The sequence below is a fragment of the Serratia sp. CY38905 genome, from assembly GCF_052168875.1.
Taxonomy (GTDB): Bacteria; Pseudomonadota; Gammaproteobacteria; order Enterobacterales; family Enterobacteriaceae; genus Serratia; species Serratia sarumanii.
Genome location: NZ_JBJNLV010000011.1, coordinates 116,223 through 141,683, shown reverse-complemented (window position 1 = coordinate 141,683; position 25,461 = coordinate 116,223). Strand labels below are relative to the sequence as shown.

The window sequence follows — 25,461 nt, the reverse complement described above, 5'->3', positions numbered from 1 at the left end:
GATTGACGCCTATAACCGCCAGCAGTAAGATGCGCCCCGCATCGGCGAGTAGCGCAGCTTGGTAGCGCAACTGGTTTGGGACCAGTGGGTCGGAGGTTCGAATCCTCTCTCGCCGACCACCATTCGAAAAACCTGCTTTTTAAAGCAGGTTTTTTTTCGCCTGTCGTTTATGAGGATGAGCACCTCCGCAGGAGGTTCGAGCCTCGCGAAGCGAGACAACGTTGCTTTGGCAACGGCCCGCAGGGCGCGCATCAACGATGCGCGTAATCCTCTCTCGCCGACCACCATTCGAAAAACCTGCTTTTTAAAGCAGGTTTTTTTTTCGCCTGCGGTTTATGAGGATGAGCACCTCCGCCGATATGGCCGGCTTCGCTTTATGGCGTGCCTCAATCTACCGTCCTCGTGAAATATATTTATCCTTTACGCTTAATTAACTCACACTCCTTATTCCCTTTAGGTTCTTATTTCCATATTTAAATAAATTCATGCTTGCCGAATAAAACCCGGTTGATAGCGCTCTTGTTTTCACGTTTTTTTTACCTATAGTCTGAATGGACAACGCGGGATATGTTATTCCCGCCGCGTGGAAAATACCGTGATTATTTATTAACGTTAATCTTCGTGGATTATTGCGGAATCATTTCGCTCCGGCAATGCGTGGCGACGATTAACTCTTTTATGTTTATCCTCTCGGAATAAAGGAATCAGTTATGCGCAAATTTAATAAACCGCTGTTGGCGCTGGTGATCGGCAGCACGCTGTGTTCCGCGGCGCAGGCCGCCGCGCCGGGCAAGCCGACCATCGCCTGGGGCAACACCAAGTTCGCCATCGTCGAAGTCGATCAGGCGGCCACCGCTTATAATAATCTGGTGAAGGTAAAAAATGCCGCCGACGTTTCGGTCTCCTGGAATTTATGGAATGGCGACACCGGCACGACGGCAAAAATTTTATTAAATGGCAAAGAGGCGTGGAGCGGCCCTTCAACCGGCGCTTCCGGTACGGCGAATTTTAAAGTGAATAAAGGCGGCCGTTATCAAATGCAGGTGGCGTTGTGCAATGCCGACGGCTGCACCGCCAGCGACGCCACCGAAATTGTGGTGGCCGACACCGACGGCAGCCATTTGGCGCCGTTGAAAGAGCCGCTGCTGGAAAAGAATAAACCCTATAAACAGAATTCCGGCAAAGTGGTCGGCTCTTATTTCGTCGAGTGGGGCGTTTACGGGCGCAATTTCACCGTCGACAAGATCCCGGCGCAGAACCTGACCCATCTGCTGTACGGCTTTATCCCGATCTGCGGCGGCAACGGCATCAACGACAGCCTGAAAGAGATCGAAGGCAGCTTCCAGGCGTTGCAGCGCTCCTGCCAGGGTCGCGAGGACTTCAAAGTCTCGATTCACGATCCGTTCGCCGCGCTGCAAAAAGCGCAGAAGGGCGTGACCGCCTGGGATGACCCCTACAAGGGCAACTTCGGCCAGCTGATGGCGCTGAAGCAGGCGCATCCTGACCTGAAAATCCTGCCGTCGATCGGCGGCTGGACGCTGTCCGACCCGTTCTTCTTTATGGGCGACAAGGTGAAGCGCGATCGCTTCGTCGGCTCGGTGAAAGAGTTTCTGCAGACCTGGAAGTTCTTCGATGGCGTGGATATCGACTGGGAGTTCCCGGGCGGCAATGGCGCCAACCCGAACCTGGGCAGCCCGCAAGACGGGGAGACCTATGTGCTGTTGATGAAGGAGTTGCGGGCGATGCTGGATCAGCTGTCGGCGGAAACCGGCCGCAAGTATGAGCTGACCTCCGCCATCAGCGCCGGCAAGGACAAGATCGACAAGGTGGCTTACAACGTCGCGCAGAACTCGATGGATCACATCTTCCTGATGAGCTACGACTTCTACGGCGCCTTCGATCTGAAAAACCTGGGGCATCAGACCGCGCTGAATGCGCCGGCCTGGAAACCGGACACCGCCTACACCACGGTAAACGGCGTCAATGCGCTGCTGGCGCAGGGCGTCAAGCCGGGCAAGATCGTGGTCGGCACCGCCATGTATGGCCGCGGCTGGACCGGGGTGAACGGCTACCAGAACAACATTCCGTTCACCGGCACCGCCACCGGGCCGGTTAAAGGCACCTGGGAGAACGGCATCGTGGACTACCGCCAAATCGCCAACCAGTTCATGAGCGGCGAGTGGCAGTACACCTACGACGCCACGGCGGAAGCGCCTTACGTGTTCAAACCTTCCACCGGCGATCTGATCACCTTCGACGATGCCCGCTCGGTGCAGGCCAAAGGCAAGTACGTGTTGGATAAGCAGTTGGGCGGCCTGTTCTCCTGGGAGATCGACGCGGACAACGGCGATATTCTCAACAGCATGAACGCCAGCCTGGGCAACAGCGCCGGCGTTCAATAATCGGTTGCAGTGCGTTGCCGGGGGATATCCTTTCGCCCCCGGCTTTTTCGCCGCCGAAAGTTTTTTTACGCCGCACAGATTGTGGGCCTGCCCGGCGCAAAACGCGCTCATCGGACTCACCCTTTTGGGTAATCCTTCAGCATTTCCTCCTGTCTTTAACGGCGATCACAAAAATAACCGTTCAGATATTCATCATTCAGCAACAAAGTTTTGGCGTTTTTTAACGGAGTTAAAAACCAGTAAGTTTGTGAGGGTCAGACCAATGCGCTGAAAATGTCCGCTTAGCATAAATTTTCATGCTGCAAGTGTTAACAAAAGGTTTTTTTTATGTTTGTTTGCTGTTTCTCACAGTCTGCGTAAATCCCCACTGGTTATATTGACGACACCCCAAACAGTTGGCAACTTGATAGCCTCAGGGGTAAGAGCGAGAGTTGTTTGAGTGAATTCCACGCGCTCAGACGTCCCCGCCGCGATGCGTTCCATCCGGCATTCTCTCCTCGTACACCTTCTGCCTTCGGGCGCCGATCGCACAGGCCACGCAATAAAAAATACAGGTCTGGCGGCAATGACACACATCACATCACACAATGGAGCACTAACGATGACACGTTCCTTGGGTAAATCGGGGGTTCTGAAATTCGGCATTGGGCTGATCGCGCTGACCGTGGCGGCCAGCGTACAGGCCAAGACGTTGGTTTACTGTTCTGAAGGTTCCCCGGAAGGGTTCAACCCGCAGCTGTTTACCTCCGGCACCACCTACGACGCCAGCTCGGTACCGATCTACAACCGCCTGGTCGAATTCAAAATCGGCACCACCGAACTGCAGCCGGGCCTGGCTGAGAAGTGGGACGTCAGCGAAGACGGCAAAACCTACACCTTCCACCTGCGCAAAGGCGTGAAGTGGCAGAGCAGCAAAGACTTCAAACCGACGCGCGATTTCAACGCCGACGACGTGGTGTTCTCCTTTGAACGCCAGTTGGATGCGAACAACGCCTATCACAAAGTGTCAGGCGGCAGCTACGAATACTTTGAAGGCATGGACATGCCTAAGCTGATCGCCAAGATTGAAAAAGTGGACGACAACACCGTGCGCTTTGTGCTGAACCGCCCGGAAGCGCCGTTCCTGGCTGACCTGGGCATGGACTTCGCGTCCATCCTGTCCGCCGAATACGCCGACGTGATGATGAAAGCCGGCACGCCGGAGAAGGTCGACCTGAACCCGATCGGCACCGGCCCGTTCCAGCTGCTGCAATACCAGAAAGACTCCAAGATCCTGTACAAGGCATTCGACGGTTTCTGGGGCACCAAGCCGAAGATCGATCGCCTGGTGTTCTCCATCACGCCTGACGCCTCCGTGCGCTACGCCAAACTGCAGAAAAACGAATGTCAGGTGATGCCGTACCCGAACCCGGCCGATATCGCCCGCATGAAGCAAGACAAGTCCATCAACCTGATGGAACAGCCGGGCCTGAACGTGGGCTACCTGTCGTTCAACGTCGAGAAAAAACCGCTGGATAACCTGAAGGTGCGTCAGGCGTTGACCATGGCGGTCAACAAGCAGGCGATCATCGACGCGGTTTATCAGGGCGCGGGCCAGGCGGCCAAGAACCTGATCCCGCCGACCATGTGGGGCTATAACGACGCGGTGCAGGATTACGCTTACGATCCGGCCAAGGCGAAAGAGCTGCTGAAAGAAGCGGGCATGGCCGACGGTTTCAGCATCGACCTGTGGGCGATGCCGGTACAGCGTCCTTACAACCCGAACGCACGCCGCATGGCGGAAATGATCCAGGCCGACTGGGCCAAGATCGGCGTGAAAGCCAAAATCGTGACCTATGAGTGGGGTGAATACCTCAAGCGCGCCAAAGCGGGCGAGCACCAGACGGTGATGATGGGCTGGACCGGCGACAACGGGGATCCGGACAACTTCTTCGCCACGCTGTTCAGCTGCGCGGCGGCGAAAGACGGCTCCAACTACTCCCGCTGGTGCTACAAGCCGTTTGAAGATCTGATTCAACCGGCGCGCGCCGAATCCAACCACGACAAGCGCATCGAACTGTACAAGCAGGCGCAGGTGGTGATGCACGATCAGGCTCCGGCGCTGATTGTCGCACACTCCACCGTGTACGAGCCTGTGCGTAAGGAAGTGAAAGGCTACGTCGTGGATCCGCTCGGTAAGCATCACTTCGAGAATGTCTCTGTAGACTGATTTCGACTGCTTTACCGGAGACGCACGAATGGACTTGCAGGGGCGCAACAGGTTTGCGCCCCTGCTGACCAGTCTCCGGCGTATGGCCGTCGAATCGTTCAAAGGCATGTGAGCGTTAATAAGCCTGGCGGACGATGAGCTGCCGGGCATTGATACAGAGAGTTCGGGATATGTTGCAGTTCATACTCCGACGTTTGGGGTTAGTTATCCCAACGTTTATCGGCATTACATTGCTGACTTTTGCATTCGTCCATATGATCCCCGGCGACCCGGTGACCATCATGGCCGGGGAACGCGGTATCTCCGCCGAGCGCCACGCGCAGCTGATGGCGGAAATGGGGCTGGACAAGCCGCTCTATCAACAATATTTCTCCTACGTGTCCAACGTGCTGCAAGGCGATCTGGGCACCTCCCTCAAAAGCCGCATCTCCGTCTGGAGCGAGTTCGTTCCGCGCTTTCAGGCCACGCTGGAACTGGGCATTTGCGCGATGATCTTCGCGGTGCTGGTAGGCATCCCGGTCGGGGTGCTGGCGGCGGTCAAACGCGGCTCGGTCTTTGACCATACCGCGGTGGGTATCTCGCTGACCGGCTATTCGATGCCGATTTTCTGGTGGGGCATGATGCTGATCATGCTGGTGTCGGTGCAGCTTAACCTGACGCCGGTGTCGGGGCGCATCAGCGACACGGTCTTCCTCGACGACAGCCAGCCGCTGACCGGCTTCATGCTGATAGACACCCTGATCTGGGGCGAGCCGGGCGACTTCGTCGACGCGGTGATGCACATGATCCTGCCGGCCATCGTGCTGGGCACCATCCCGCTGGCGGTGATCGTGCGCATGACCCGTTCCTCGATGCTGGAGGTGTTGGGCGAAGACTACATCCGCACCGCGCGCGCCAAGGGCGTGAGCCGCATGCGGGTGATCGTCGTTCACGCGCTGCGCAACGCGCTGCTGCCGGTGGTGACGGTGATCGGGCTGCAGGTCGGCACCATGCTGGCCGGCGCCATTCTGACCGAAACCATCTTCTCCTGGCCGGGGCTGGGCCGCTGGCTGATCGACGCGCTGCAGCGCCGCGACTACCCGGTGGTGCAGGGCGGGGTGTTGCTGGTCGCCTGTATGATCATTCTGGTTAACCTGCTGGTAGACGTGCTCTACGGCGTGGTCAACCCGCGTATTCGCCACAAGAAATAAGGGGCGCTCTCATGTCTCAAATCACTGAGTCTGCAGTTAAAGGTGCGCCGAAGCCGATGACCCCGTTTCAGGAGTTCTGGCACTATTTCAAGCGCAATAAAGGGGCCGTGGTCGGCCTGGTGTATATCGTTCTGATGCTGGTGATCGCGCTCGGCGCCGGCGTGCTGGCGCCGCATGCGCCGGCGGATCAGTTCCGCGACGCGCTGCTCAAGCCGCCGGTGTGGCAAGAGGGCGGCAGCTGGCAATATATCCTCGGCACCGACGACGTGGGCCGCGACGTGCTGTCGCGCCTGATGTACGGTGCGCGCCTGTCGCTGCTGGTCGGCTGCCTGGTGGTGGTGCTGTCGCTGATCATGGGCGTGATATTCGGCCTGCTGGCCGGTTACTTCGGCGGCGTGGTGGACGCGATTATCATGCGCGTCGTCGACATCATGCTGGCTCTGCCGAGCCTGCTGCTGGCGCTGGTGCTGGTGGCGGTATTCGGGCCGTCGATCGTCAACGCCTCGCTGGCGCTGACCTTCGTCGCCCTGCCGCACTATGTGCGTCTGACGCGCGCAGCGGTGCTGGTGGAGGTGAACCGCGACTACGTCACCGCTTCGCGGGTGGCGGGCGCCGGCGCGCTGCGCCAGATGTTCGTCAATATTCTGCCTAACTGCCTGGCGCCTTTGATCGTGCAGGCTTCTCTCGGTTTCTCGAACGCCATTCTGGACATGGCCGCTCTCGGCTTTCTGGGCATGGGCGCGCAGCCGCCGACGCCGGAGTGGGGCACCATGCTCTCCGACGTGCTGCAGTTCGCGCAAAGCGCCTGGTGGGTGGTGACCTTCCCCGGCGTGGCGATCCTGCTGACGGTGCTGGCATTCAACCTGATGGGGGACGGTTTGCGTGACGCTCTCGACCCCAAACTCAAGCAGTAACAGAGGACGAGAGAGATGGCGTTATTGAATGTAGACAAGCTTTCGGTGCACTTCGGTGACGAAGGCACCCCGTTCCGCGCGGTAGACCGCATCAGTTACAGCGTGGAGCAAGGTCAGGTGGTCGGCATCGTCGGTGAATCCGGCTCCGGCAAATCCGTCAGCTCGCTGGCGATCATGGGCCTGATCGATTTCCCCGGCAAGGTGATGGCCGACAAGCTGGAGTTCAACGGCCAGGATCTGCGCAAGATCTCCGAAAAAGAGCGCCGCCAGCTGGTGGGCTCCGAAGTGGCGATGATCTTCCAGGATCCGATGACCAGCCTGAACCCGTGCTATACCGTCGGTTATCAGATCATGGAGGCGCTGAAGGTGCACCAGGGCGGCAACCGCCGCACTCGCCGCCAGCGCGCTATCGACCTGCTGACCCAGGTGGGCATTCCCGATCCGGCCTCGCGGCTGGACGTATACCCGCACCAGCTTTCCGGCGGCATGAGCCAGCGCGTGATGATCGCCATGGCCATCGCCTGTCGGCCGAAGCTGCTGATCGCCGATGAGCCGACGACCGCGCTCGACGTGACCATCCAGGCGCAGATCATCGAACTGCTGCTGGATCTGCAGCAGCGCGAAAACATGGCGCTGCTGCTGATCACCCACGATTTGGCGCTGGTGGCGGAAGCCGCGCACCACATCATCGTGATGTACGCCGGCCAGGTGGTGGAATCCGGCAAGGCGGCGGAGATTTTCCGCGCCCCGCGCCACCCCTATACCCAGGCGCTGCTGCGCGCGCTGCCGGAGTTCGCCGCCGACAAGGCGCGGCTGGCTTCGCTGCCGGGCGTGGTGCCGGGCAAATACGATCGCCCGACCGGCTGCCTGCTCAACCCGCGTTGTCCCTACGCCAACGAGCGCTGCCGCAACGAGGAGCCGGAACTGCGCAGCATTCCCGGCCGTCAGGTTAAATGTCACACACCGCTGGATGATGCGGGGAGGCCGACCGTATGAGCCAGAATCAACCTTTACTGCAGGCGATTGACCTGAAGAAGCATTACCCGGTGAAAAAGGGCCTGTTCGCGCCGGAGCGGCTGGTCAAGGCGCTGGACGGCGTCTCCTTCACCCTGGAGCGCGGCAAAACGCTGGCGGTGGTCGGTGAGTCGGGCTGCGGCAAATCGACGCTCGGCCGTCTGCTGACGATGATCGAAGTGCCGACCGGCGGCGAGCTGTACTATCAGGGGCAAGATCTGCTGAAGCCGGACGTCTCGGCCGAGAAACTGCGCCGCCAGAAGATCCAAATCGTGTTCCAGAATCCTTACGGATCGCTCAACCCGCGCAAGAAGGTCGGGCAGATCCTCGAGGAGCCGCTGTTGATCAATACCTCGCTCAGCGCCGCCGAACGGCGGGAAAAAGCGCTGGAGATGATGGCGAAGGTCGGCCTGAAGACCGAGCATTACGACCGCTACCCGCACATGTTTTCCGGCGGCCAGCGTCAGCGTATCGCCATCGCCCGCGGGCTGATGCTGAACCCGGACGTGGTGATCGCCGATGAGCCGGTGTCGGCGCTGGACGTGTCGGTGCGCGCTCAGGTGCTGAACCTGATGATGGATCTGCAGCAGGAGCTGGGGCTGTCCTATGTGTTCATCTCGCACGATCTGTCGGTGGTGGAGCACATCGCCGACGAGGTGATGGTGATGTACCTCGGCCGCTGCGTGGAAAAGGGCAGCAAAGAGGCGATCTTCAACAATCCGCGCCATCCGTACACTCAGGCGCTGCTGTCGGCGACGCCGCGATTGAACCCGGATATGCGCCGCGAGCGCATCAAGCTGACCGGCGAGCTGCCCAGCCCGATGAATCCGCCGCCGGGCTGTGCGTTCAATGCCCGCTGCCGCCGCGCCTTCGGCACCTGCGTTCAGCTGCAGCCGCAGCTCAAACAGTACGGTGAGCAGATGGTGGCCTGCTTTGCGGTCGATCAGGACGAACATCCGGGGGCGTGAAGCGCCGGATTTTCCTGCTTAAACCAAACGCCGGCACAGCGCCGGCGTTTTTTATTATTCAATCAAAGGGTTGGTCAGTAGACGATCGTGACAACCCGTCTTTTAAATTATGCTCTTAACGTCATTCTGACAAAACGTTATATTTTTAAGAATCTTCGTATGATAATAATAATCGAATAATAGAATTCAACGGGTTGCTGTTAATAAGTTTATTTCGGCCGATAGCGTTCGCCATTTTTATTATAAAAACCCAATAAAAAAGCACGCCGGCGGCGTGCTTTGGGTGAATGAGGCCGCGCTTATTGCGGATATGGCACCCAGTCGCCGCCGTTCAGGCGAATGTAGGGCTTGCCCTGATACAGCATCACGACGGCGTTGTCGTTTTCGGAGATGACCGGGGTCTGCGGCAGCCCCTGGGTCAGCGCCTGCCAGTCGACGCTGGGTTCGCTGAAGACCTTGCCGTCCACCAGACGCGACACCAGTTCAGACAGCGCCAGATAGCTGCTCGGCGTTTTGATCTGCAGCGGGCTGCCCTGATGCGGCGCCTTCATGCCCACCAGTTTGATGCCGACCGGCGTATGAGTGATATTCGGGCTGGGAATGTCGCGCAGGCCGGACATCTGCATCTTGTCGCCCACTAACGCCGCGCCGTGTTCCGGCACGATCACCACCACCACTTTGCGGCCGGATTTCTCCAACTGATCGAGGAAGGTGTTCAGCTGATCGAACAGCTTCTGCGCGCGCGGCGGGTAGTCGGCGCTCTTGTTGGAGCCGACGAAGCGGTTGCCGTCGTGCAGCGGGATGACGTTGAAGAAGGTGGCGGTGCGGCCGTCACCGCCTTTTTGCTGCTGATCCAGCCAACGGGTCAGCAATTCGAGATCGTTATAAATCGGCTCGCCGTCGAACGACGTCAGCTCGTTGCCGATGCCGGCCTGCGACATCAGCGGCGCCTGCATGTCGCCCTGTTCACGCAGCTCTTTCAGGAAGTTGCCGAACACCCCGGAGTGATCGAGCATCAGCTGTTCCTTGAAGCCGAGCTTCGCCAGGTTGTCGAACAGGTAACATTGCTGGTTCACCGGCTGATACAGATCGCGATGCGAAAGCTGGCCGCAGCTGGCGCGCAGCAAACGGATGGCCGCCGGGCCGCTGTAGGCGGTGGCCGAGTTGAAGTTGTCGAACATGATGTCCATCTTCGACCACAGCGGGTGATTTTGCAGGTTGACCGCGTCCATATCGGCCCAGGCCAGCGAACAGATGTTGATCACCAGCAGATCGAACGGCTGGGCATCGGCGGGCAAGCTGGCCGGGAACGCGGTGGTGCGGCCTTTTTCTCGCTCGTAGAACTGGTTCAGGTAGGCCGTCAGGTTGGCGCTGGTCGGCGGCAGGCTGTCTGCCGGCGCAGCATCCCCCGCCGCCGGCGCAGACGTGGCCGGCGTATTGGCGCCGCCGGCCGCGGCCGTGGAGGTCGCGGGCAGCAGCGAGACTGCCGGCCCGGCGATGTTGACAATATTGAGCCACACCAGCGCCGCCACGGTGAACACCGTGACGCGCACCCACTGCACGACGAACAGGTAGGCGATAAACAGCACGAAGGCCGCGCCGATCATTTGCCAGTTGATAAAGCGGCCGATCAGCTCCAGCAGGTACTGGGCGCTGAAGCCGGCCAGCTGCGAACCCTGGCTGAGAATGCTGTTGATGCCCGGCAGCCAGGTGTCGTGGTAGAACAACGCGATGCCGATCGGAATGGCGAGGTAATGGCGCCAGCGATGCAGGCGCTGCGACGGGATCGGCATCAGCAGAAACGCCATGAACACCAGGTTCGGCAGCGCGTGGAAATTCAGGTAGCCGAACCACAGCAGGGCGAATTTGGCCAGAAAGTAGAGGTTCCAGCCGCCCAGCCCGCGCCAGTAGCGCCACAGAGCGTTATCGGATTGCGTCTTCGAGTTTGGATTCATGGCTGCTTCTTACGTTTAATCTGAGATGAGGAGCCTGTGCGCACCCACAAACCGGCGGATTTCAAATAGCGCGGCGATAACAACAGGTTTTGCCAGTATTGACGCAAATGCGGAAAACGCCGGTGAAAGGCGTAGCCCAGCGGGATGAAGATCAGCGCGCACAGCAGGATCAGTTGCACGATGTCGTTAAGGTTCAGCATGCGGTTCCTCCTGCGGGCCAAGCGTCAGCGTGAAGGCGACCGGCTGCCGCCGTTCTGCGGGCGCCTCGGCCGCCGTCTCGCGGGGGCGCGGCGCGGCGCCGGCGGTGCCGGTGGCCGAAATCTGCCAGCGCCCCTGGGCCATACGTTTGATTTCCGAAATGATATCGACGTCCTGATGCCACACCACCCGGTTGCTGAAGGCTTCATCCACCGGCAGGCGGAAGATGAACTTCAGCGCGGTATCCAGATCGTTGATGCGGCAGGTGGAGAGAAACAGCACCAGCCGCCCCTGCACCACGGTCATCACGTCGCCGAAGCGCCGCAGGTGGCACAGGGTCATCGCCTGTTCGGCGCGCAGGCCGGTGGCCGGCCGCAGCGCCACCATCACGCCTTTGCCGTCCTCGGGCAGCAGCGTGTTACCCATCAGCGAAAGCACCGCCTGGCTGAACGGTTCCGGCCGCATATAGCCTTTAAGCTGCAGCGGGCGCAAGCCGGCCAGCAGCGCATCGATGTCGGCGGGCACATGGCGCGAGAAGCGCTGCCCCTGAATACCCTCGAGCATGGTCAGAAAACGCGACAGCGGCGCGACGTGCGGCACGATCAGGTTGGCGCCGCAGGCCAGCAGCAGCCGCTCGTCGCTGTAGCGCAGGCTGGCACTCATCTCGCGCACCGCGATTTTCAGGCCGTTGCCGCGGCTGCGGCGCAGGGTGTGGATCTGGTGCGCCAGGTGATCGATTTGGTCGCTTTGGTACAGCGCGAAAATCAACGTCGCCGAGAGTCTCAGCATGCCGTGCTGCGCCAGTTCGTCGTTGCTCTCCAGCAGTTGCCAGTTGGCGGACAGCGGCGGCGCGCCTTCCAGGATGCTGCGCTCGGCCAGATACAGGCCTTCATCGCTGCGCAAGGCGGTGGGGGAGGGTTGGCTGTTTTCATCCTCACCCTGCCAGCCGCCTTCCGCGGCGTACAGCGTCAGCAGCTGATTGGCGTTGATGCCGTTTTCGGTGCTCCACCAGTTCACCAGATATTGCGCGCTGTCCTGTTGCCATTGCAGGCTGGACAGGCCGTTCAGGATGCGATGCTGCGCGCTGAGCTGCCCTTTGAGCTTATTGATGCCGCCGCCGTGGCTGAGGATCAACAGCGTGCAGCCCTGCCGCCGCAGCCAGGCGGCGAGGGCGCGCGTCCACTCACGCAGCTCTTCGGTGGTGAAGGTTTGCCACAGGCTGGCGTGGGCCAGCAGGATAAGTAAGCGATTTTGCGGCCGCAGGGCGCGCATCAGATCGTCGCTCAACTGCGTCAGCGCGGCTTTTTTCTCCGGTAATTGATACAGCGGCAGCTTCTGCAACGCGGGCGAAGCCAGCTCGGCCAACAGGCGATCGGGTTTGTCGCCGCTGCAGATCAGGGCGACTTTGCGGGTGGCCGGCTGGGCGGCAATGACCTGGCGACACAGCAGCGCGGCGTCGCTTTGCCTGTCGATATTGATCCAATAAAGCCCGGGGGCCTGCATCACCGACAGCTCTTCCCAAATCTGCCGAATGCCTAGAGAAAAAGAGTGCGCCATAGGATGTGTTCTACTTTCGTTGAAAGCCGACTAAAGGCGTTTATATATAAAGATAGCCATTTTTACTCTGGCAATAACAAATCTCCTACGCTCTGCAACAATATTTGTTGAGAATCATCTTATTGCCTCTCTCTTTTTGTATCGTTGCTATAGTTAATTAACATAGCCTATTTTCGCCAAGGCGGAAGAATGAATAACGCACCCACCCATTTTCGTGCAGCGGCGCCTGGGGAGAGCCAGGATGACCTGCAGGCGCTCAGCCAGGCTTTTTCATTGCCGAAATTAAGCTATGTCGATATTTCCCGGCAGGAGCGGTTAACGCAAATGATGACGCGCTGGCCACTGTTGGCCGAATTGGCGCAGACCACGGGGAGCCATTGATCTATGCCGGTGATCGCGCTGCAAGGGTTGCGGGGTGGAATGGGGACGACGTCGGTCACGGCGGCGCTCGCCTGGGCGTTGCAGCAGCTGGGTGAGTCGGTGTTGGCGATCGATTTCACGCCGGATAATCTGCTGCGCCTGCATTTCAACACGCCGTTCGAGCTGGCGCGCGGCTGGGCTCGCGCGGAGCGGGATGGCGGCGGCTGGCAGGAAGGCGCGCTGCGTTATTGTGAAAACCTCGACTTTCTGCCCTTTGGCTGCCTGAATGCGGCGGAACGGCTGGAAGTGCAGCGTCAGTGTCGGGAGCAGCCGGAACGCTGGCGCGACAATGTGCGCCAACTGATCGCCGGCGATCCGCAGCGCTGGATCCTGCTGGATGTCCCGGTTGGGGACGGCGTGCTGGCGCAGCAGGCGCTGCAGCTTGCCGACTGTGTGTTCATGCTGTTGAACCCCGACGCCAATTGCCAGGTGCGGCTCCATCAGCAGACACTGCCGAACGACTGCCGTTTCCTGGTCAATCACTACTCCTCCGCCAGCCAGCTGCAGCAGGATCTGCATCAGCTGTGGCTGCAAACGCTGAGCGGCCTGTTGCCGGTGGTGATCCACCGCGACGAAGCGTTGGCGGAAGCGCTGGCGGTCAAACAGCCGTTGGGTGAGTACCGCCCCGAGAGCCTGGCGGCGGATGAAGTGCTGACGCTGGCCAACTGGTGCCTGATCAATCTCAAACGGGGCGTTGCGCCATGAGCCGGGTATTGAGCCTGCTGCTGGTGCCGCCGGTGCGTCAGGCGGTGCAGACGCGCTACCGCGGCTATCGCCGCAATGGCGCATCGGCGCTGACCGCCTTTTTCGCCACGCTGCTGGTGGCGTTGGGCTGGCTGCTGCTGCGCTTCGAGTCGCCGGCCTGGCAGCGCGTGCGTACCGGCCGCGCTTACTGGTTCCCGCATCTGTCCGCCGAACGCCCGCGCCCGGCGGATGCGCTGCGTTATCTGCTGCAAGGGCTGTGGCTGCTGCTGTTTCGCAGCGGCCGCGCGCCGGTGCAGCGCGACTATTTCGCCGGTTGGCGCCGCCTGCAGCAGCGCTATGCCGACTGGCTGCAGGGCCTGCCGCAGCGGCTGAAGAACGCCGGCGTGGAACAGCGCTCGGTGGAGCGCCTCGGCCGCATGAACCGCGGCATGCGGCGCGCGCTGTTTATTCTGGTCAGCGTGCTGGCGGCGATCCTCGCCATGCTGTGCATCTCGCAACCGTTCGATCTGCCGGCGCAGTTCGTGTTCGTCCTGCTGCTGTGGGGGATCGCGATGGTGGTGCGCCGGGTGCCGGGGCGTTTGCCCGCGCTGATGCTGATCGTGCTGTCGCTGACCGTCTCCTGTCGCTACCTGTGGTGGCGCTATACCGCCACGCTGAACTGGGACGACCCGCTAAGCCTGGTGTGCGGCCTGTTGCTGCTGGTGGCGGAAACCTACGCCTGGGTGGTGCTGGTGCTGGGCTATTTCCAGACCATCTGGCCGCTTAACCGCCAGCCGGTGCCGCTGCCCGCCGATAGCGCCACCTGGCCGACCATCGATCTGATGGTGCCGACCTACAACGAAGATCTCGGGGTGGTGAAGCCCACCATCTACGCGGCGCTGGGCATCGACTGGCCGAAAGAGAAGGTGAATATCTATATCCTTGATGACGGCAACCGCCCCGAATTCCGGGCGTTCGCCGCCGAAGTGGGGGTGAAATACATCGCCAGGCCGACCCACGAACACGCCAAGGCCGGCAACATCAACAACGCGCTGAAGCAGGCCACCGGCGAGTTCGTGGCGATTTTCGACTGCGACCACGTGCCGACGCGATCCTTCCTGCAGCTGACCATGGGCTGGTTCTTCAAAGACAAAAAGCTGGCAATGCTGCAGACCCCGCACCATTTCTTCTCGCCGGATCCGTTCGAGCGCAACCTCGGCCGCTTCCGCCAGACGCCCAACGAAGGCACCTTGTTCTACGGGCTGGTGCAGGACGGCAACGACATGTGGGATGCGACCTTCTTCTGCGGCTCTTGCGCCATCCTGCGCCGCAGCGCGCTGGACGAAATCGGCGGCATCGCGGTGGAAACCGTCACCGAAGACGCCCACACCTCGCTGCGCTTGCACCGGCGCGGGCACACCTCGGCCTATATCCGCATTCCGCAGGCCGCCGGGCTGGCGACCGAGAGCCTGTCGGCGCACATCGGCCAGCGCATTCGCTGGGCGCGCGGCATGGTGCAGATCTTCCGGCTGGACAACCCGCTGCTGGGCAAGGGGCTGAAACTGGCGCAGCGCCTGTGCTACGCCAACGCCATGCTGCACTTCCTGTCGGGCATTCCGCGGCTGATCTTCCTCACCGCGCCGCTGGCGTTTTTGCTGCTGCATGCTTACATCATCTTCGCGCCGGCGCTGGCGATCGCGCTTTACGTGCTGCCGCACATGATCCACGCCAGCCTGACCAACTCGCGTATCCAGGGGAAATACCGCCATTCGTTCTGGAGCGAAATCTATGAAACGGTGCTGGCCTGGTATATCGCGCGGCCGACGACGGTGGCGCTGTTCAATCCGCACAAGGGCAAATTCAACGTCACCGCCAAGGGCGGGCTGGTGGAGGAGGAGCACGTCGACTGGGTGATCACCCGGCCTTACATGTTCCTGGTGATCCTGAACCTGGCCGGGCTGGCGTTCGGCGTCTGGCGGTTGGCCTATGGCCCGACGGACGAGGTGATGACGGTGATCATCAGCCTGGTGTGGGTGCTGTACAACATGACGATTCTCGGCGGTGCGGTGGCGGTGGCGGTGGAGGCCAAGCAGGTGCGTCAGGCGCACCGCGTGGAAATCGCCATGCCGGCGGCGATCGCGCGCGCCGACGGCCATCTGTATCCCTGCACGCTGCGCGATTACTCCGACGGCGGCGTGGGCATTGAGATGCGGGTGGAAAACGCGTTGAAAGACGGCGACAAGCTCTCGCTGCTGCTCAAGCGCGGCCAGCAGGAGTACAGCTTCCCCTGCGTGGTGACGCGCGCCTTCGGCAACAAGGTGGGGGTGCGCCTGGTCGACCTCTCCACCCGCGAACACATCGATTTCATTCAGTGCACCTTCGCCCGCGCCGATACCTGGGCGCTGTGGCAGGACGGGTTCCCCGAAGACCGGCCGATCGAAAGCCTGCGCGACGTGCTGGCGCTGGGCTTCCGGGGGTATGTGCGCATGGCGGACTACGCGCCGCCGCTGGTGCGCGGTCTGCTGGTCGGGGTCACCTCGCTGACCGCCTGGGTCGTGTCGTTTATTCCGCGCGGCGTCGGCAGGGATCCGACCTTGGGTCAACAAGAAACAGTGGGTTAGCTGCGAGTTCAACCGCCCGCTCACTCGCCCGGTGAACAGGCTCCAACATTGATGATGATACGATGACGAGAAAAATAACCTGGTTAACTGCTCTGGCCTTAGGCATCAGCACCCTGTCGCAGGCCGAAACCGCCACCGCGCCGACCGTGGCGGCCCAGCCGCCGATCGCCGCGGCGGCCGATACGGCGATCGCGCCACCGCCGGCCGCCGCGCCGCAGGATCCGAATGCGCCGGTGCGCGACGTGTCGCTGTCGTTTGCGCAGATAGCGCCGCCGCCGGGCACCTTTGTTCTGCGCGGCACCCGGCCGGACGGGCAGATCGAATTCGGCGTGCGCAGCGACGAGGTGGTCTCGCAGGCGATGCTCGATATGGAGTTTACGCCGTCGCCGGCGCTGATCCCGGTGGAGTCGCACGTCAAGGTCTACCTGAACGACGAGCTGATGGGCGTGACCACGATCGCCAAGGAGCAGCTGGGCAAGCCCAATCGCATCCAGATGGCGATCGATCCGCGCTATATCACCGATTTTAACCGCGTTCGGCTGGTGTTCGTCGGCCATTATCAAAATATCTGCGAAAACCCCGCCAGCACCTCGCTGTGGCTCGACGTCAGCAAGTCCAGCGCGCTGAAGCTGCGTTTCCAGACGCTGCCGGTGAAAAACGAGCTGTCGCACTTCCCTGAGCCGTTCTTCGACAGCCGCGATAATCGGCCGCTGACGCTGCCGATGGTGTTCGCCGGCCAGCCGGATCTCGCCCAGCAGCGTGCGGCGGGCATTCTGGCGTCCTGGTTCGGCAGCAAGGCGCAGTGGCGCGGGCAATCCTTCCCGACGCTGTACAACGCGCTGCCGACGCAGCACGCCGTGGTGTTCGCCACCAACTCGCAGCGCCCGGATTTCCTGCGCGATTATCCGGCGGTCAACGGCCCGACGGTGGAGATGATCAGCCACCCGGACAATCCGTACGTCAAACTGCTGTTGATTCAGGGGCGTGACGACAACGATTTGATCACCGCGGTGAAGGGCATCGCGCAGGGCAACATCCTGTTCCGCGGCCAGAACGTAACGGTGGACAAGGTGGAACAGCTGGCGCCGCGCCAGCCGTACGACGCGCCGAACTGGGTGCGCACCGATCGGCCGATGACCTTCGCCGAGCTGCAGCAGTACGCCGAGCAGCTGCAAACCAGCGGCATCGAGCCCGGGCCTATTTCGCTGACCATGAACCTGCCGCCGGACCTGTTCCTGATCCGCAGCACCGGCATTGACATGCACCTGAAATACCGTTACACCGCGCCGCGCATTCAGGACGGTTCGCGGCTGAGCGTCAGCCTGAACAACCAGTTCGTGCAGGCTTACTCGCTGGTGCCGGAGCACGAGCAGGGCGCGCAGCTGCTGCGCCTGCCGTTAACGCAGGGGCTGCTCGATTCCGACAAGAACGTCAATATCCCGGCGTTGCGGCTGGGGGCCACCAACCAGCTGCGCTTTGACTTCGACTACACCACGCTGCTGGCCAGCGGCGCGGAAGGGCGCTGTGAAACCTACTCCTTCACGCAAAACCACGCGGTGATCGACGGCGCGTCCACCATCGATTTCTCCGGCTACCGCCACTTTATGGCGATGCCGGATCTGCGCGCCTTCGCCAACGCCGGCTTCCCGTTCAGCCGCCTGGCGGATCTGTCGCAAACGCTGGTGTTGGTGAATCAGAAACCGCAGCCGGCGCAGGTCAGCGCGCTGCTGAACGCGCTGGGCGTGATCGGCGCGCAAACCGGCTACCCGGCGCTGGCCTTCACGCTGAGCGATGACTGGTCGCAGGCCAAGGATCGCGACGACGATATCCTGATGGTCGGCACCATTCCGCCGGAGCTGCGCGACGACAAGAAAATCAGCCTGCTGGTGGACGCGACCCAAAGCTGGGTGAAACAGCCGACGCGGCAGCCGCCGCTGCCCAGCGCGGAAGCGCTGGCGGAGGATACCCGGCCGGACAGCAAGACCGCCGTCAGCTCCGAGGGGGCGATGTCGGCGATCATTGGCGTGCAGTCGCCGTTCAACGACCAGCGCAGCATCGTGGCGCTGTTGGCGGACAGCCCGCGCGGCTATGAGCTGCTGAACAATGCCCTGCTGGACAGCGGCAAGCGCGCCGCGGTATTCGGCTCGGTGGCGGTGATCCGCGAATCGGGGGTCAACAGCCTGCGCGTCGGCGATATTTACTATGTCGGCCACCTGCCGTGGTGGGAGCGGCTGTGGTATGCCCTCTCTACCCATCCGGTGCTGCTGGCGGTGATCGCGGTGGTGCTGGTGGTGATCCTGGGGCTGATGCTGTGGCGTGGCCTGAAGGCCTTCAGCCGGCGTCGTCTGGCGCCTGAAGATCGGGATTGACGGCGGTGAACGCCATGCTGCAACGCCTGTCGCTCGGCATGCTGCTGCTGTGCGCCTTCAGCGCCGCGGCGGCCTGCGAGTGGCCGGGCTGGCAACAGTACAAGCAGTTCTACATCAGCCCGCAGGGGCGGGTGATCGATCCGAGCAGCCCGAACAAAATCACTACCTCCGAGGGGCAGAGCTACGGCCTGTTCTTCGCCCTGGTGGCCAATGACCGGCCGACCTTCGATCTGCTGCTGGCCTGGACGGAGAACAACCTGGCGGCGGGCGATCTCAGCGCCCGTTTGCCCGCCTGGCTGTGGGGCGAGAGCGACGACAAACAGTGGAAGGTGCTGGACGCCAACTCGGCGTCGGACGCCGATCTGTGGATCGCCTATAACCTGCTCGAAGCCGGCCGCCTGTGGAAAAGCCGGCGCTATCAAACCCTGGGGACGCTGCTGCTGCAACGCATCGGCCGCGAGGAGGTGGCCGACATTCCCGGCCTGGGCCTGATGCTGCTGCCGGGCAAAGTCGGGTTCGTGACGGACGATCGCTGGCGGCTGAATCCCAGCTACCTGCCGCCGCAGCTGTTGGCGCGTTTTGCGGCGCTGAACGGCCCGTGGCGCGCGATGCGCCAGGTCAATCAACGGCTGTGGCTGGACACCGCGCCGCACGGTTTCTCGCCGGACTGGGTGGTGTGGCGGGTCGGCGCCGGCTGGCAGCCGGATCCCGTCAAGCCGAACGTCGGCAGCTACGACGCCATTCGGGTTTATCTGTGGGCCGGCATGCTGGCGGACGACGATGAATACAAGGCGGCGCTGCTCGAACGTTTTCAGCCGATGGCGCAGCTCACCGCCAAACAGGGCGTGCCGCCGGAGAAAACCGATACCGCCAGCGGCAAAACCACCGGCGGCGGCCCGGTCGGCTTTTCCGCCTCGATGTTGCCGATGTTGGCGACGCAGGCTGAGGCGCTGGCGACACAGCGGCAACGCATCAGCGAACATCCGCCGGGGGACGACGCCTATTTCAGCGCCTCGCTGACGCTGTTCGGCCAGGGGTGGGATCAACAACGTTATCGCTTTAATCGTCAGGGTGAATTGCAACCCTCGTGGGACGGCCAATGCACAACTTCAAAATAAACTGGCTGAATTTGATTCCGCTGAGCCTGGCGATGCTGCCGCAGGCGCGCGCTGCGGAAGCCGTGGCCCCGGAGCAGTGGCTGCTGGAACAGGTGCGCATTGGCGAGGCCGGCAACAAGGACGATCTGGTGCGCCAGTCGCTGTACCGGCTAGAGCTGATGGATCCGAACAACCCGGACGTGATCGCCGCGCGCATGCGTTTGGCGCTGCGGCAGGGCAATATGGCGCTGGCGCAGCAGCAGTTGGATAAGCTGAAAACCCTCGCGCCGCAGTCCAGCGCCTATCGCCAGGCGCAAATGAACATGCTGCTGACGCAACCAGAAACCCGGCAGAAGCTGCAGCAGGCGCGCCTGATGGCGACCGCCGGCCGGTTGCCGGAGGCCAAGGCGCAGTACGATGCGCTGTTCCACGGCGAGCCGCCGACGCTCGATCTGGCGGTGGAATATTGGCGGCTGGTGGCGCGTTTGCCGGGGCAGGAGGCGAAAGCGTTGAAGCAGCTGCAGGCGCTGGATCAGCAATATTCCGGCAACGTGGCGCTGCGCATGTCGCTGGCGCGCATGCTGTTCAGTCAGAACCAGGACGCGCAGGCCTATGAGCTGCTGCAGAAGATCGCCGCCGATCCGGCCGGGCGCGGCGATGCCGCCGATCTGTGGTTGGACAAGGTCAAAGCGATGCCGGTTAGCGCGCAAAGCGTGGCGGCGCTCAACCGTTTCCTCGGCGTGTTCGATACCGGCGATCAGGCGACCAGCGCCCGCGAAGAGCTGGCCAGACAGCAGAAACTGTTGGCCGATCCGGCGTATCAGGCGCGGGTGCGCGGCCTGGCGCAGGTGGATAAAGGCGGCAGCCGGGCGGCCATTCCGGCGTTGCAAAAGGCGCTGGCGGCGACGCCGAACGACGCCGAGGTGCTGGGCGCGCTCGGCCAGGCCTATTCGCGCGCCGGCAACCGCCCGCAGGCGTTGAAGCTGTTCCGCCAGGCGCTGGCCGCCGACACGAACGGCTACGACAGCGGCAAGTGGCAAAGCCTGATCAAGAGCACCAGTTACTGGCTGGCGATAGACGAAGGCGACAAGGCGCTGAAGGCCGGCAATCTTGCGCTGGCCAGGCAGAAATACCAGCAGGCGCGCCAGCTCGACGACCGCGACGGCGATGCGTTTATCGGCCTGGGCGATGTGGCGGTGGCGAGCAAGGATGACGCTGCGGCGGAAGGGTTTTATCAGCAGGCGCTGCGGCGCGATCCCGGTAACGGCAGCGCGCTGCGCGGCCTGGTGAATCTCTATCAACGCCAGTCGCCGGAAAAAGCGCTGGCCTACCTCAACGGCCTGCCGCGCAGCCAACAGGCCAAGCTGCGCAGCACCCTCGACGGGCTGCGGCTCGATATGTTGAAGCAACAGGCGGAGACGCTGGCGGCGCAGCAGCAGTGGCAGCAGGCGGCGGAAATCTATCGCCGCGCCCAGCCGATGGATCCCGACGACGTTTGGCTGACCTATCGCTATGCGCAGGCGCTGCGTCAGGCCGGGCAGCCGCAACAGGCGGACGCCTTATTCCGGCAGCTGGCGCAGCGTCAGCGCGCCAATCCGCAGTTGGCCTATGCCTATGCGCTCTACCTTTCCGGCAGCGATCGCGACGACCAGGCGCTGGCGCAGCTCAATACGCTGCCTGCGGCGCAGTGGAACGACAACATGCGCGAACTGGCGCAGCGGCTGAAAATGCAGGCGGTGATTGCACATGCCGAAGGGCTGCGGGCGGCCGGCGACGAACCGGCGGCGGAAGCCTATCTGCGCCGGCAGCCGGCGGACACCCGCATCGATTTGCTGCTGGCCGACTGGGCTCTGGCGCGCGGGGAGTATGCGGCGGCGCTGGGCGACTATCAGCGGGTGAAACGGCGCGAACCGAACAACCCGGATGCGCAGCTGGGCGAGATCGAAGCCTATGTGGCGCAGGGGGATCTGGACGCGGCGCGCCAGCGGCTGAAAACCGAACCGCAGCCGCAAGACGCTTCGCTCAACAGTCAACGGCGGGTCGCTAACGCCTGGGGCGCGGTCGGCGATCCGCAGCAGGCCGAAGCTATCTTCGGCCGGCTGAAAACGGCGGCGGCCGCGGAGCCCGTGGGGCAGACCAAGGCGCTGATCTACCGCGACGCCGCCCGTCTGGAACGGGCGCAGCGGCAGCCGGAGCGGGCGCAGCAGGATTACCGCCAGGCGATGGTGGCCGGCGGCATCACGCCGACGCTGCCGCAGGATAATGACGGCTACACCTATTTGACGCGCAATAACCCGAGCGACGACTGGCTGAAACGCGGCATCCGTTCCGAGGCCGCGGATCTGTACCGGCAGCAAGACGTGAACGTCACGCTCGATCACGATTACTGGCGCTCGAGCGGCACCGGCGGTATTTCCGACTTCAATGCGCACGACACCATGCTGCAGGTGGACATGCCGCTGTATGACGGGCGCGCCTTTTTGCGCACCGACACCGTGCAGCTGGACGCCGGCCGCTTCTCGACCGACGGCAGTGGCAAATACTACGAGACCTTCGGCACCTGCAATACGCAAGGGTGCCGCGGCGATGAACATCAGAAATCCACCGGCACCAGCGTGGCGGCCGGCTGGAAAAACGACCGCTGGGCCGCCGATATCGGCACGACGCCGATGGGCTTCGAGGTGGTCGACTGGACCGGCGGCCTGGCCTACAGCGGCGACTGGAACCACATCGGCTGGACGCTGGCGGCCTCGCGGCGGCCGATCTCCAGCTCGCTGCTGGCGTTCGGCGGCGCCAAGGATCCGAACACCGGCACCACCTGGGGCGGCGTGCGCGCTACCGGCGTCAGCCTGAGCGCCAGCTACGATCGCGGCGAGGCGAACGGCGTGTGGGCCGATCTCAGCGCGCACCAGATTACCGGCAAGAACGTGGCGGATAACCAGCGGCAGCGGTTGATGGCCGGCTACTACTACAAGCTGATCAACGAAGACAATCGCCGTCTGAGCGTCGGGCTCAATACCATGCTGTGGCACTACCAGAAGGATTTGAGCGGCTATTCGCTGGGGCAGGGCGGCTATTACAGCCCGCAGCAATATCTGTCGCTGTCGCTGCCGGTCAACTATCGCCAGCGCACCGAGAACTGGTCGTGGGAGCTGGGCGGTTCGGTTTCGCTGTCCCATTCGAAAACCGACAGCCAGCGCCGCTATCCGCTGCAGGGGCTGATCCCGGATTCGCTGCCCGATAAGTTCGCCGTCGAGGACGGCAGCTCCTCAAGCGGCGTCGGTTATACCCTGCGGGCGATCGTCGAACGCCGTCTCAGTTCGCACTGGACGCTCGGCGCCGGTATCGACATTCAACAGGCGAAGGACTATACGCCGAGCCACGCGTTGATTTATCTGCGCTATTCCCTGGCCGGCTGGCAGGGGGATCTCGATTTGCCGCCGCAGCCGCTGACGCCTTACGCCGACTTCAAGTAGCCGGGAGGGGAAAGATTCGGAGTGTCGGACACCGGGGAGTTTTGTTACCCTGTGTCCGGGTCGCGTTTGTTCGCTTTAGGAAAAGACTGAAACCCGCGATTTTCTTGGTTTTGCCTGCGGCATAGCCAGATAAAAACAGCCGATGATCGAGTATAATCAGCCCGGTTCGAGGGGGCGGGTGAGAGTCAGCCCCCTTTTTTGTTTCAGCCCGATTTCACGGAGAGCAGGTTTGCGGGTCAGGCGTTCGTTAACGATTAAGCAGATGGCGACGGTGTCCGGCGTGGCGCTGGTCACGATCTGCATCTTTATCGTGATCCAGTTATTCCACTTTGTGCAGCAGCGCAGGGATGACTACGCCCAGCAACTGGAGAATATCGCTCAATCCGTGCGCCAGCCGCTGGCGGAAGCGGTGCTGCGCATGGACGTGCCGGAAGCCAAAAAGGTGCTGAACACGCTGTTGCCGGTCGGCATTCTCAGCCGGGCGGATATCGTCTTGCCGAACGAGTTTCAGGCACTGCACGCCAATTTCCCGCCGGAGCGGCCGGTGCCGACGCTGATCGCCCGGCTGTTTGAGCTGCCGATCCAAATTTCCGTGCCGCTCTATTCGCTGGAGCGGGTGCCGGCCAACCAGCAGCCGCTGGCCTATCTGGTGCTGCAGGCCGATTCGTTCCGCATGTACCAGTTTATCCGCAGCATTTTGTCGACCATGCTGTCGACCTACCTGCTGTTGGCGCTGATCCTGTCGGTGGCCATCACCTGGTGCATGAACCGGTTGATGGTGCATCCGCTGCGCGCGATGGCCAAAGAGCTGGAAAACATCTCGCAGGACGAAGCGCCCTACCACCAACTGATGCTGCCGACGCTGCACCAGGACGACGAGCTCGGCCTGCTGGTGCGCAACTACAACCGCAATCAACAGACGCTGGCCAAGGCGCATGCCGACATGAGCCGCCTGAGCACCCGCCATCCGGTGACCGAACTGCCGAATCCGGCATTGCTGAACGCGTTGCTGGAACAGCATATCGCCTCCAGCCTGCGCCCCGAGCGTTTTAACCTGCTGGTGATCGGCATCGAGACGCTGCATGAAGCCTCGGGCGTGATGAGCCCGGCGATGCGTGAAGCGCTGCTGTTGGCGCTGGCGAAGAAGCTGCGCGGCTGCATCGACGAAAACGGCGTGCTGGCGCAGCTGAGCAATACCGAATTCGCCATCCTGGCCAAGGGGACCGAGCGGCCGTTCCACGCCATGCAGCTGGCGCGACGCATCATGGCGGAGATCAACGCGCCCTTGACCCTGGAAGGTCTGGCGCTGCGGCCCAACGCCAGCATCGGCATCGCGCACTACCTCAATCAGGGGGAAAGTGCGGAACAGCTGCTGCGCAGCGCCACCTCGGCGATGATGTCCGCCCACCGTGAAGGAAAAAATCAGATCCTGTTCTTCGAGCCCAGCCTGACGGAACGCACGCAGAAGCGGCTGACGCAGGAGAGCGAGATTTTGCACGGCATCGAGCAGCGGCATTTTACGCTGTTCCTGCAGCCGCAGATCGACATGCAGTCCAACGAGGTGATCGGCGCCGAAGCGCTGCTGCGTTGGCAGCAGTATGACGGCAGCTATACCCTGCCGGCCGACGTTATCCCGCTCGCGGAAGAGCTGGGCGTGATCGTGCCTCTCGGCAACTGGGTGCTGGAAGAGTCCTGCCGCATCTTGGCGGACTGGCAGCAACGCGGCATTGCGCTGCCGCTGGCGGTCAACGTTTCCGGTATACAGATGCAGCATGAGGCGTTCGTCCCGCATCTGAAAAACCTGCTGGCGCAGTATCGGATAGACCCGCGCAAGCTGCTGCTGGAGATCACCGAGACGGTGCGCATCGACGATCTCGACCGCGCGCTGGCGCTGCTGCGCGAGCTGCACGATCTGGGATTGTCGATCGCGCTGGACGACTTCGGCATGGGCTACTCCAGTCTGGAATACCTGAACCGCTTGAAATCCCTGCCGATCGATTTGATTAAAATCGACCGCAGCTTCATTCAGGGGCTGCCGGCCGACGATGCGATGGTGCGCATCGTTAGTGCGATCTCCGAAGTGCTGGCGTTGCCGGTGATGGCCGAAGGCGTGGAAAACGCCGAGCAGCGCGACTGCCTGCTGCAGCACGGCATTCGCAGCGGGCAAGGATTCCTGTTCGCCCGGCCGCTGCCGCGCGCAGCGTTCGAAGCCGAGTTTTGCCGCGCGGCGCCGTAAGCGGCGCGTTGCCTTTCCGGTACTTTTCCCCGTCCGAAAATCGCTATTTCTCCTCTACCTCTTTTGCGTTAGTGCAAACAAAGCATTACGCAATTTTCAGCTTTGCACCCCGACTGACGCGTTTCAGCTCTTAAATTCACATCAACCCGCA

16 protein-coding genes, 1 tRNA gene and 1 other RNA gene are annotated in these 25,461 nt (G+C 62.1%); 15 read left to right on the top strand and 3 right to left on the bottom strand.

Annotation, left to right across the window (positions count from 1 at the left end; translation table 11 throughout):
• Positions 1-42: 42 nt before the first annotated feature.
• From ACJ8MK_RS20465 to dppF, 8 genes are all read left to right on the top strand, one after another.
• Positions 43-119 (top strand) — tRNA-Pro (locus tag ACJ8MK_RS20465).
• Between the two features lie 36 nt (positions 120-155).
• A non-coding RNA gene (locus ACJ8MK_RS20460) (RtT sRNA) lies at positions 156-284 on the top strand.
• A gap of 426 nt (positions 285-710) precedes the next feature.
• Positions 711-2,402, top strand: coding sequence for a glycosyl hydrolase family 18 protein (locus tag ACJ8MK_RS20455; RefSeq protein ID WP_060429061.1), 1,692 nt, complete (start codon positions 711-713; stop codon positions 2,400-2,402).
• A gap of 601 nt (positions 2,403-3,003) precedes the next feature.
• Complete coding sequence (gene dppA, locus ACJ8MK_RS20450; protein WP_019452584.1) at positions 3,004-4,611, top strand: dipeptide ABC transporter periplasmic-binding protein DppA; 1,608 nt, start codon at positions 3,004-3,006, stop codon at positions 4,609-4,611.
• Positions 4,612-4,781: 170 nt separating this feature from the next.
• Positions 4,782-5,801, top strand: coding sequence for a dipeptide ABC transporter permease DppB (gene dppB / locus ACJ8MK_RS20445; RefSeq protein WP_033636611.1), 1,020 nt, complete (start codon positions 4,782-4,784; stop codon positions 5,799-5,801).
• A gap of 11 nt (positions 5,802-5,812) precedes the next feature.
• Positions 5,813-6,715 (top strand): dipeptide ABC transporter permease DppC, encoded by a 903-nt coding sequence (dppC, locus tag ACJ8MK_RS20440; RefSeq protein WP_025304838.1) that lies wholly within the window; start codon positions 5,813-5,815, stop codon positions 6,713-6,715.
• Between the two features lie 15 nt (positions 6,716-6,730).
• Positions 6,731-7,711, top strand: a complete 981-nt coding sequence (dppD, locus tag ACJ8MK_RS20435; protein ID WP_004934132.1) for a dipeptide ABC transporter ATP-binding protein — start codon at positions 6,731-6,733, stop codon at positions 7,709-7,711.
• Positions 7,708-8,697 carry a dipeptide ABC transporter ATP-binding subunit DppF gene (dppF, locus tag ACJ8MK_RS20430; RefSeq protein ID WP_015376237.1) on the top strand — a complete coding sequence of 330 codons (990 nt, stop codon included), beginning with the start codon at positions 7,708-7,710 and terminating at the stop codon, positions 8,695-8,697. The genes dppD and dppF overlap by 4 nt, the downstream gene beginning before the upstream one ends.
• Positions 8,698-8,996: 299 nt before the next feature.
• Here the strand turns inward: dppF and bcsG are convergent, their stop codons facing one another.
• The 3 genes from bcsG to bcsE are packed head-to-tail and all read right to left on the bottom strand — an operon-like array spanning position 8,997 to position 12,407.
• Positions 8,997-10,652 (bottom strand): cellulose biosynthesis protein BcsG, encoded by a 1,656-nt coding sequence (gene bcsG / locus ACJ8MK_RS20425; protein ID WP_442518016.1) that lies wholly within the window; start codon positions 10,650-10,652, stop codon positions 8,997-8,999.
• Positions 10,649-10,852: a cellulose biosynthesis protein BcsF gene (bcsF, locus tag ACJ8MK_RS20420; RefSeq protein ID WP_004934139.1), complete on the bottom strand. Its 204-nt coding sequence runs from the start codon at positions 10,850-10,852 to the stop codon at positions 10,649-10,651. The genes bcsG and bcsF overlap by 4 nt, the downstream gene beginning before the upstream one ends.
• A complete protein-coding gene (gene bcsE / locus ACJ8MK_RS20415) occupies positions 10,839-12,407 on the bottom strand; it encodes a cellulose biosynthesis protein BcsE (RefSeq protein WP_442518015.1) in 1,569 nt (522 codons plus the stop codon). The genes bcsF and bcsE overlap by 14 nt, the downstream gene beginning before the upstream one ends.
• A 189-nt stretch (positions 12,408-12,596) precedes the next feature.
• Between bcsE and bcsR the strand changes: the two genes are divergently transcribed.
• The 7 genes from bcsR (at position 12,597) to hmsP (ending at position 25,310) form a co-directional block, all read left to right on the top strand.
• A complete protein-coding gene (bcsR, locus tag ACJ8MK_RS20410; protein WP_033649881.1) occupies positions 12,597-12,788 on the top strand; it encodes a cellulose biosynthesis protein BcsR in 192 nt (63 codons plus the stop codon).
• Positions 12,789-12,791: 3 nt separating this feature from the next.
• Positions 12,792-13,532 (top strand): cellulose biosynthesis protein BcsQ, encoded by a 741-nt coding sequence (gene bcsQ, locus ACJ8MK_RS20405; RefSeq protein ID WP_049233737.1) that lies wholly within the window; start codon positions 12,792-12,794, stop codon positions 13,530-13,532.
• On the top strand, positions 13,529-16,132 hold the full coding sequence (bcsA, locus tag ACJ8MK_RS20400; protein WP_049233739.1) for a UDP-forming cellulose synthase catalytic subunit: 2,604 nt from the start codon (positions 13,529-13,531) through the stop codon (positions 16,130-16,132). Before bcsQ ends, bcsA begins: the two co-directional genes overlap by 4 nt.
• A 62-nt stretch (positions 16,133-16,194) precedes the next feature.
• A complete protein-coding gene (bcsB, locus tag ACJ8MK_RS20395) occupies positions 16,195-18,501 on the top strand; it encodes a cellulose biosynthesis cyclic di-GMP-binding regulatory protein BcsB (RefSeq protein WP_033653999.1) in 2,307 nt (768 codons plus the stop codon).
• Between the two features lie 5 nt (positions 18,502-18,506).
• On the top strand, positions 18,507-19,619 hold the full coding sequence (gene bcsZ / locus ACJ8MK_RS20390) for a cellulose synthase complex periplasmic endoglucanase BcsZ (protein ID WP_039568333.1): 1,113 nt from the start codon (positions 18,507-18,509) through the stop codon (positions 19,617-19,619).
• The gene (gene bcsC / locus ACJ8MK_RS20385) at positions 19,601-23,074 is read left to right on the top strand and encodes a cellulose synthase complex outer membrane protein BcsC (protein WP_442518014.1); all 3,474 of its coding nucleotides are present in this window, start codon (positions 19,601-19,603) and stop codon (positions 23,072-23,074) included. The genes bcsZ and bcsC overlap by 19 nt, the downstream gene beginning before the upstream one ends.
• 229 nt (positions 23,075-23,303) lie before the next feature.
• Positions 23,304-25,310, top strand: a complete 2,007-nt coding sequence (gene hmsP, locus ACJ8MK_RS20380; protein ID WP_033636621.1) for a biofilm formation regulator HmsP — start codon at positions 23,304-23,306, stop codon at positions 25,308-25,310.
• Positions 25,311-25,461: the final 151 nt, after the last annotated feature.

What these genes read in the sequence shown, in the direction of transcription:
- ACJ8MK_RS20455 (WP_060429061.1), top strand. Translation starts at nt 711, where the DNA reads ATGCGCAAATTTAATAAACCGCTGTTGGCGCTGGTGATCGGCAGCACG.
- dppA (WP_019452584.1), top strand. Translation starts at nt 3,004, where the DNA reads ATGACACGTTCCTTGGGTAAATCGGGGGTTCTGAAATTCGGCATTGGG.
- dppB (WP_033636611.1), top strand. Translation starts at nt 4,782, where the DNA reads ATGTTGCAGTTCATACTCCGACGTTTGGGGTTAGTTATCCCAACGTTT.
- dppC (WP_025304838.1), top strand. Translation starts at nt 5,813, where the DNA reads ATGTCTCAAATCACTGAGTCTGCAGTTAAAGGTGCGCCGAAGCCGATG.
- dppD (WP_004934132.1), top strand. Translation starts at nt 6,731, where the DNA reads ATGGCGTTATTGAATGTAGACAAGCTTTCGGTGCACTTCGGTGACGAA.
- dppF (WP_015376237.1), top strand. Translation starts at nt 7,708, where the DNA reads ATGAGCCAGAATCAACCTTTACTGCAGGCGATTGACCTGAAGAAGCAT.
- bcsG (WP_442518016.1), bottom strand. Translation starts at nt 10,652, where the DNA reads ATGAATCCAAACTCGAAGACGCAATCCGATAACGCTCTGTGGCGCTAC.
- bcsF (WP_004934139.1), bottom strand. Translation starts at nt 10,852, where the DNA reads ATGCTGAACCTTAACGACATCGTGCAACTGATCCTGCTGTGCGCGCTG.
- bcsE (WP_442518015.1), bottom strand. Translation starts at nt 12,407, where the DNA reads ATGGCGCACTCTTTTTCTCTAGGCATTCGGCAGATTTGGGAAGAGCTG.
- bcsR (WP_033649881.1), top strand. Translation starts at nt 12,597, where the DNA reads ATGAATAACGCACCCACCCATTTTCGTGCAGCGGCGCCTGGGGAGAGC.
- bcsQ (WP_049233737.1), top strand. Translation starts at nt 12,792, where the DNA reads ATGCCGGTGATCGCGCTGCAAGGGTTGCGGGGTGGAATGGGGACGACG.
- bcsA (WP_049233739.1), top strand. Translation starts at nt 13,529, where the DNA reads ATGAGCCGGGTATTGAGCCTGCTGCTGGTGCCGCCGGTGCGTCAGGCG.
- bcsB (WP_033653999.1), top strand. Translation starts at nt 16,195, where the DNA reads ATGACGAGAAAAATAACCTGGTTAACTGCTCTGGCCTTAGGCATCAGC.
- bcsC (WP_442518014.1), top strand. Translation starts at nt 19,601, where the DNA reads ATGCACAACTTCAAAATAAACTGGCTGAATTTGATTCCGCTGAGCCTG.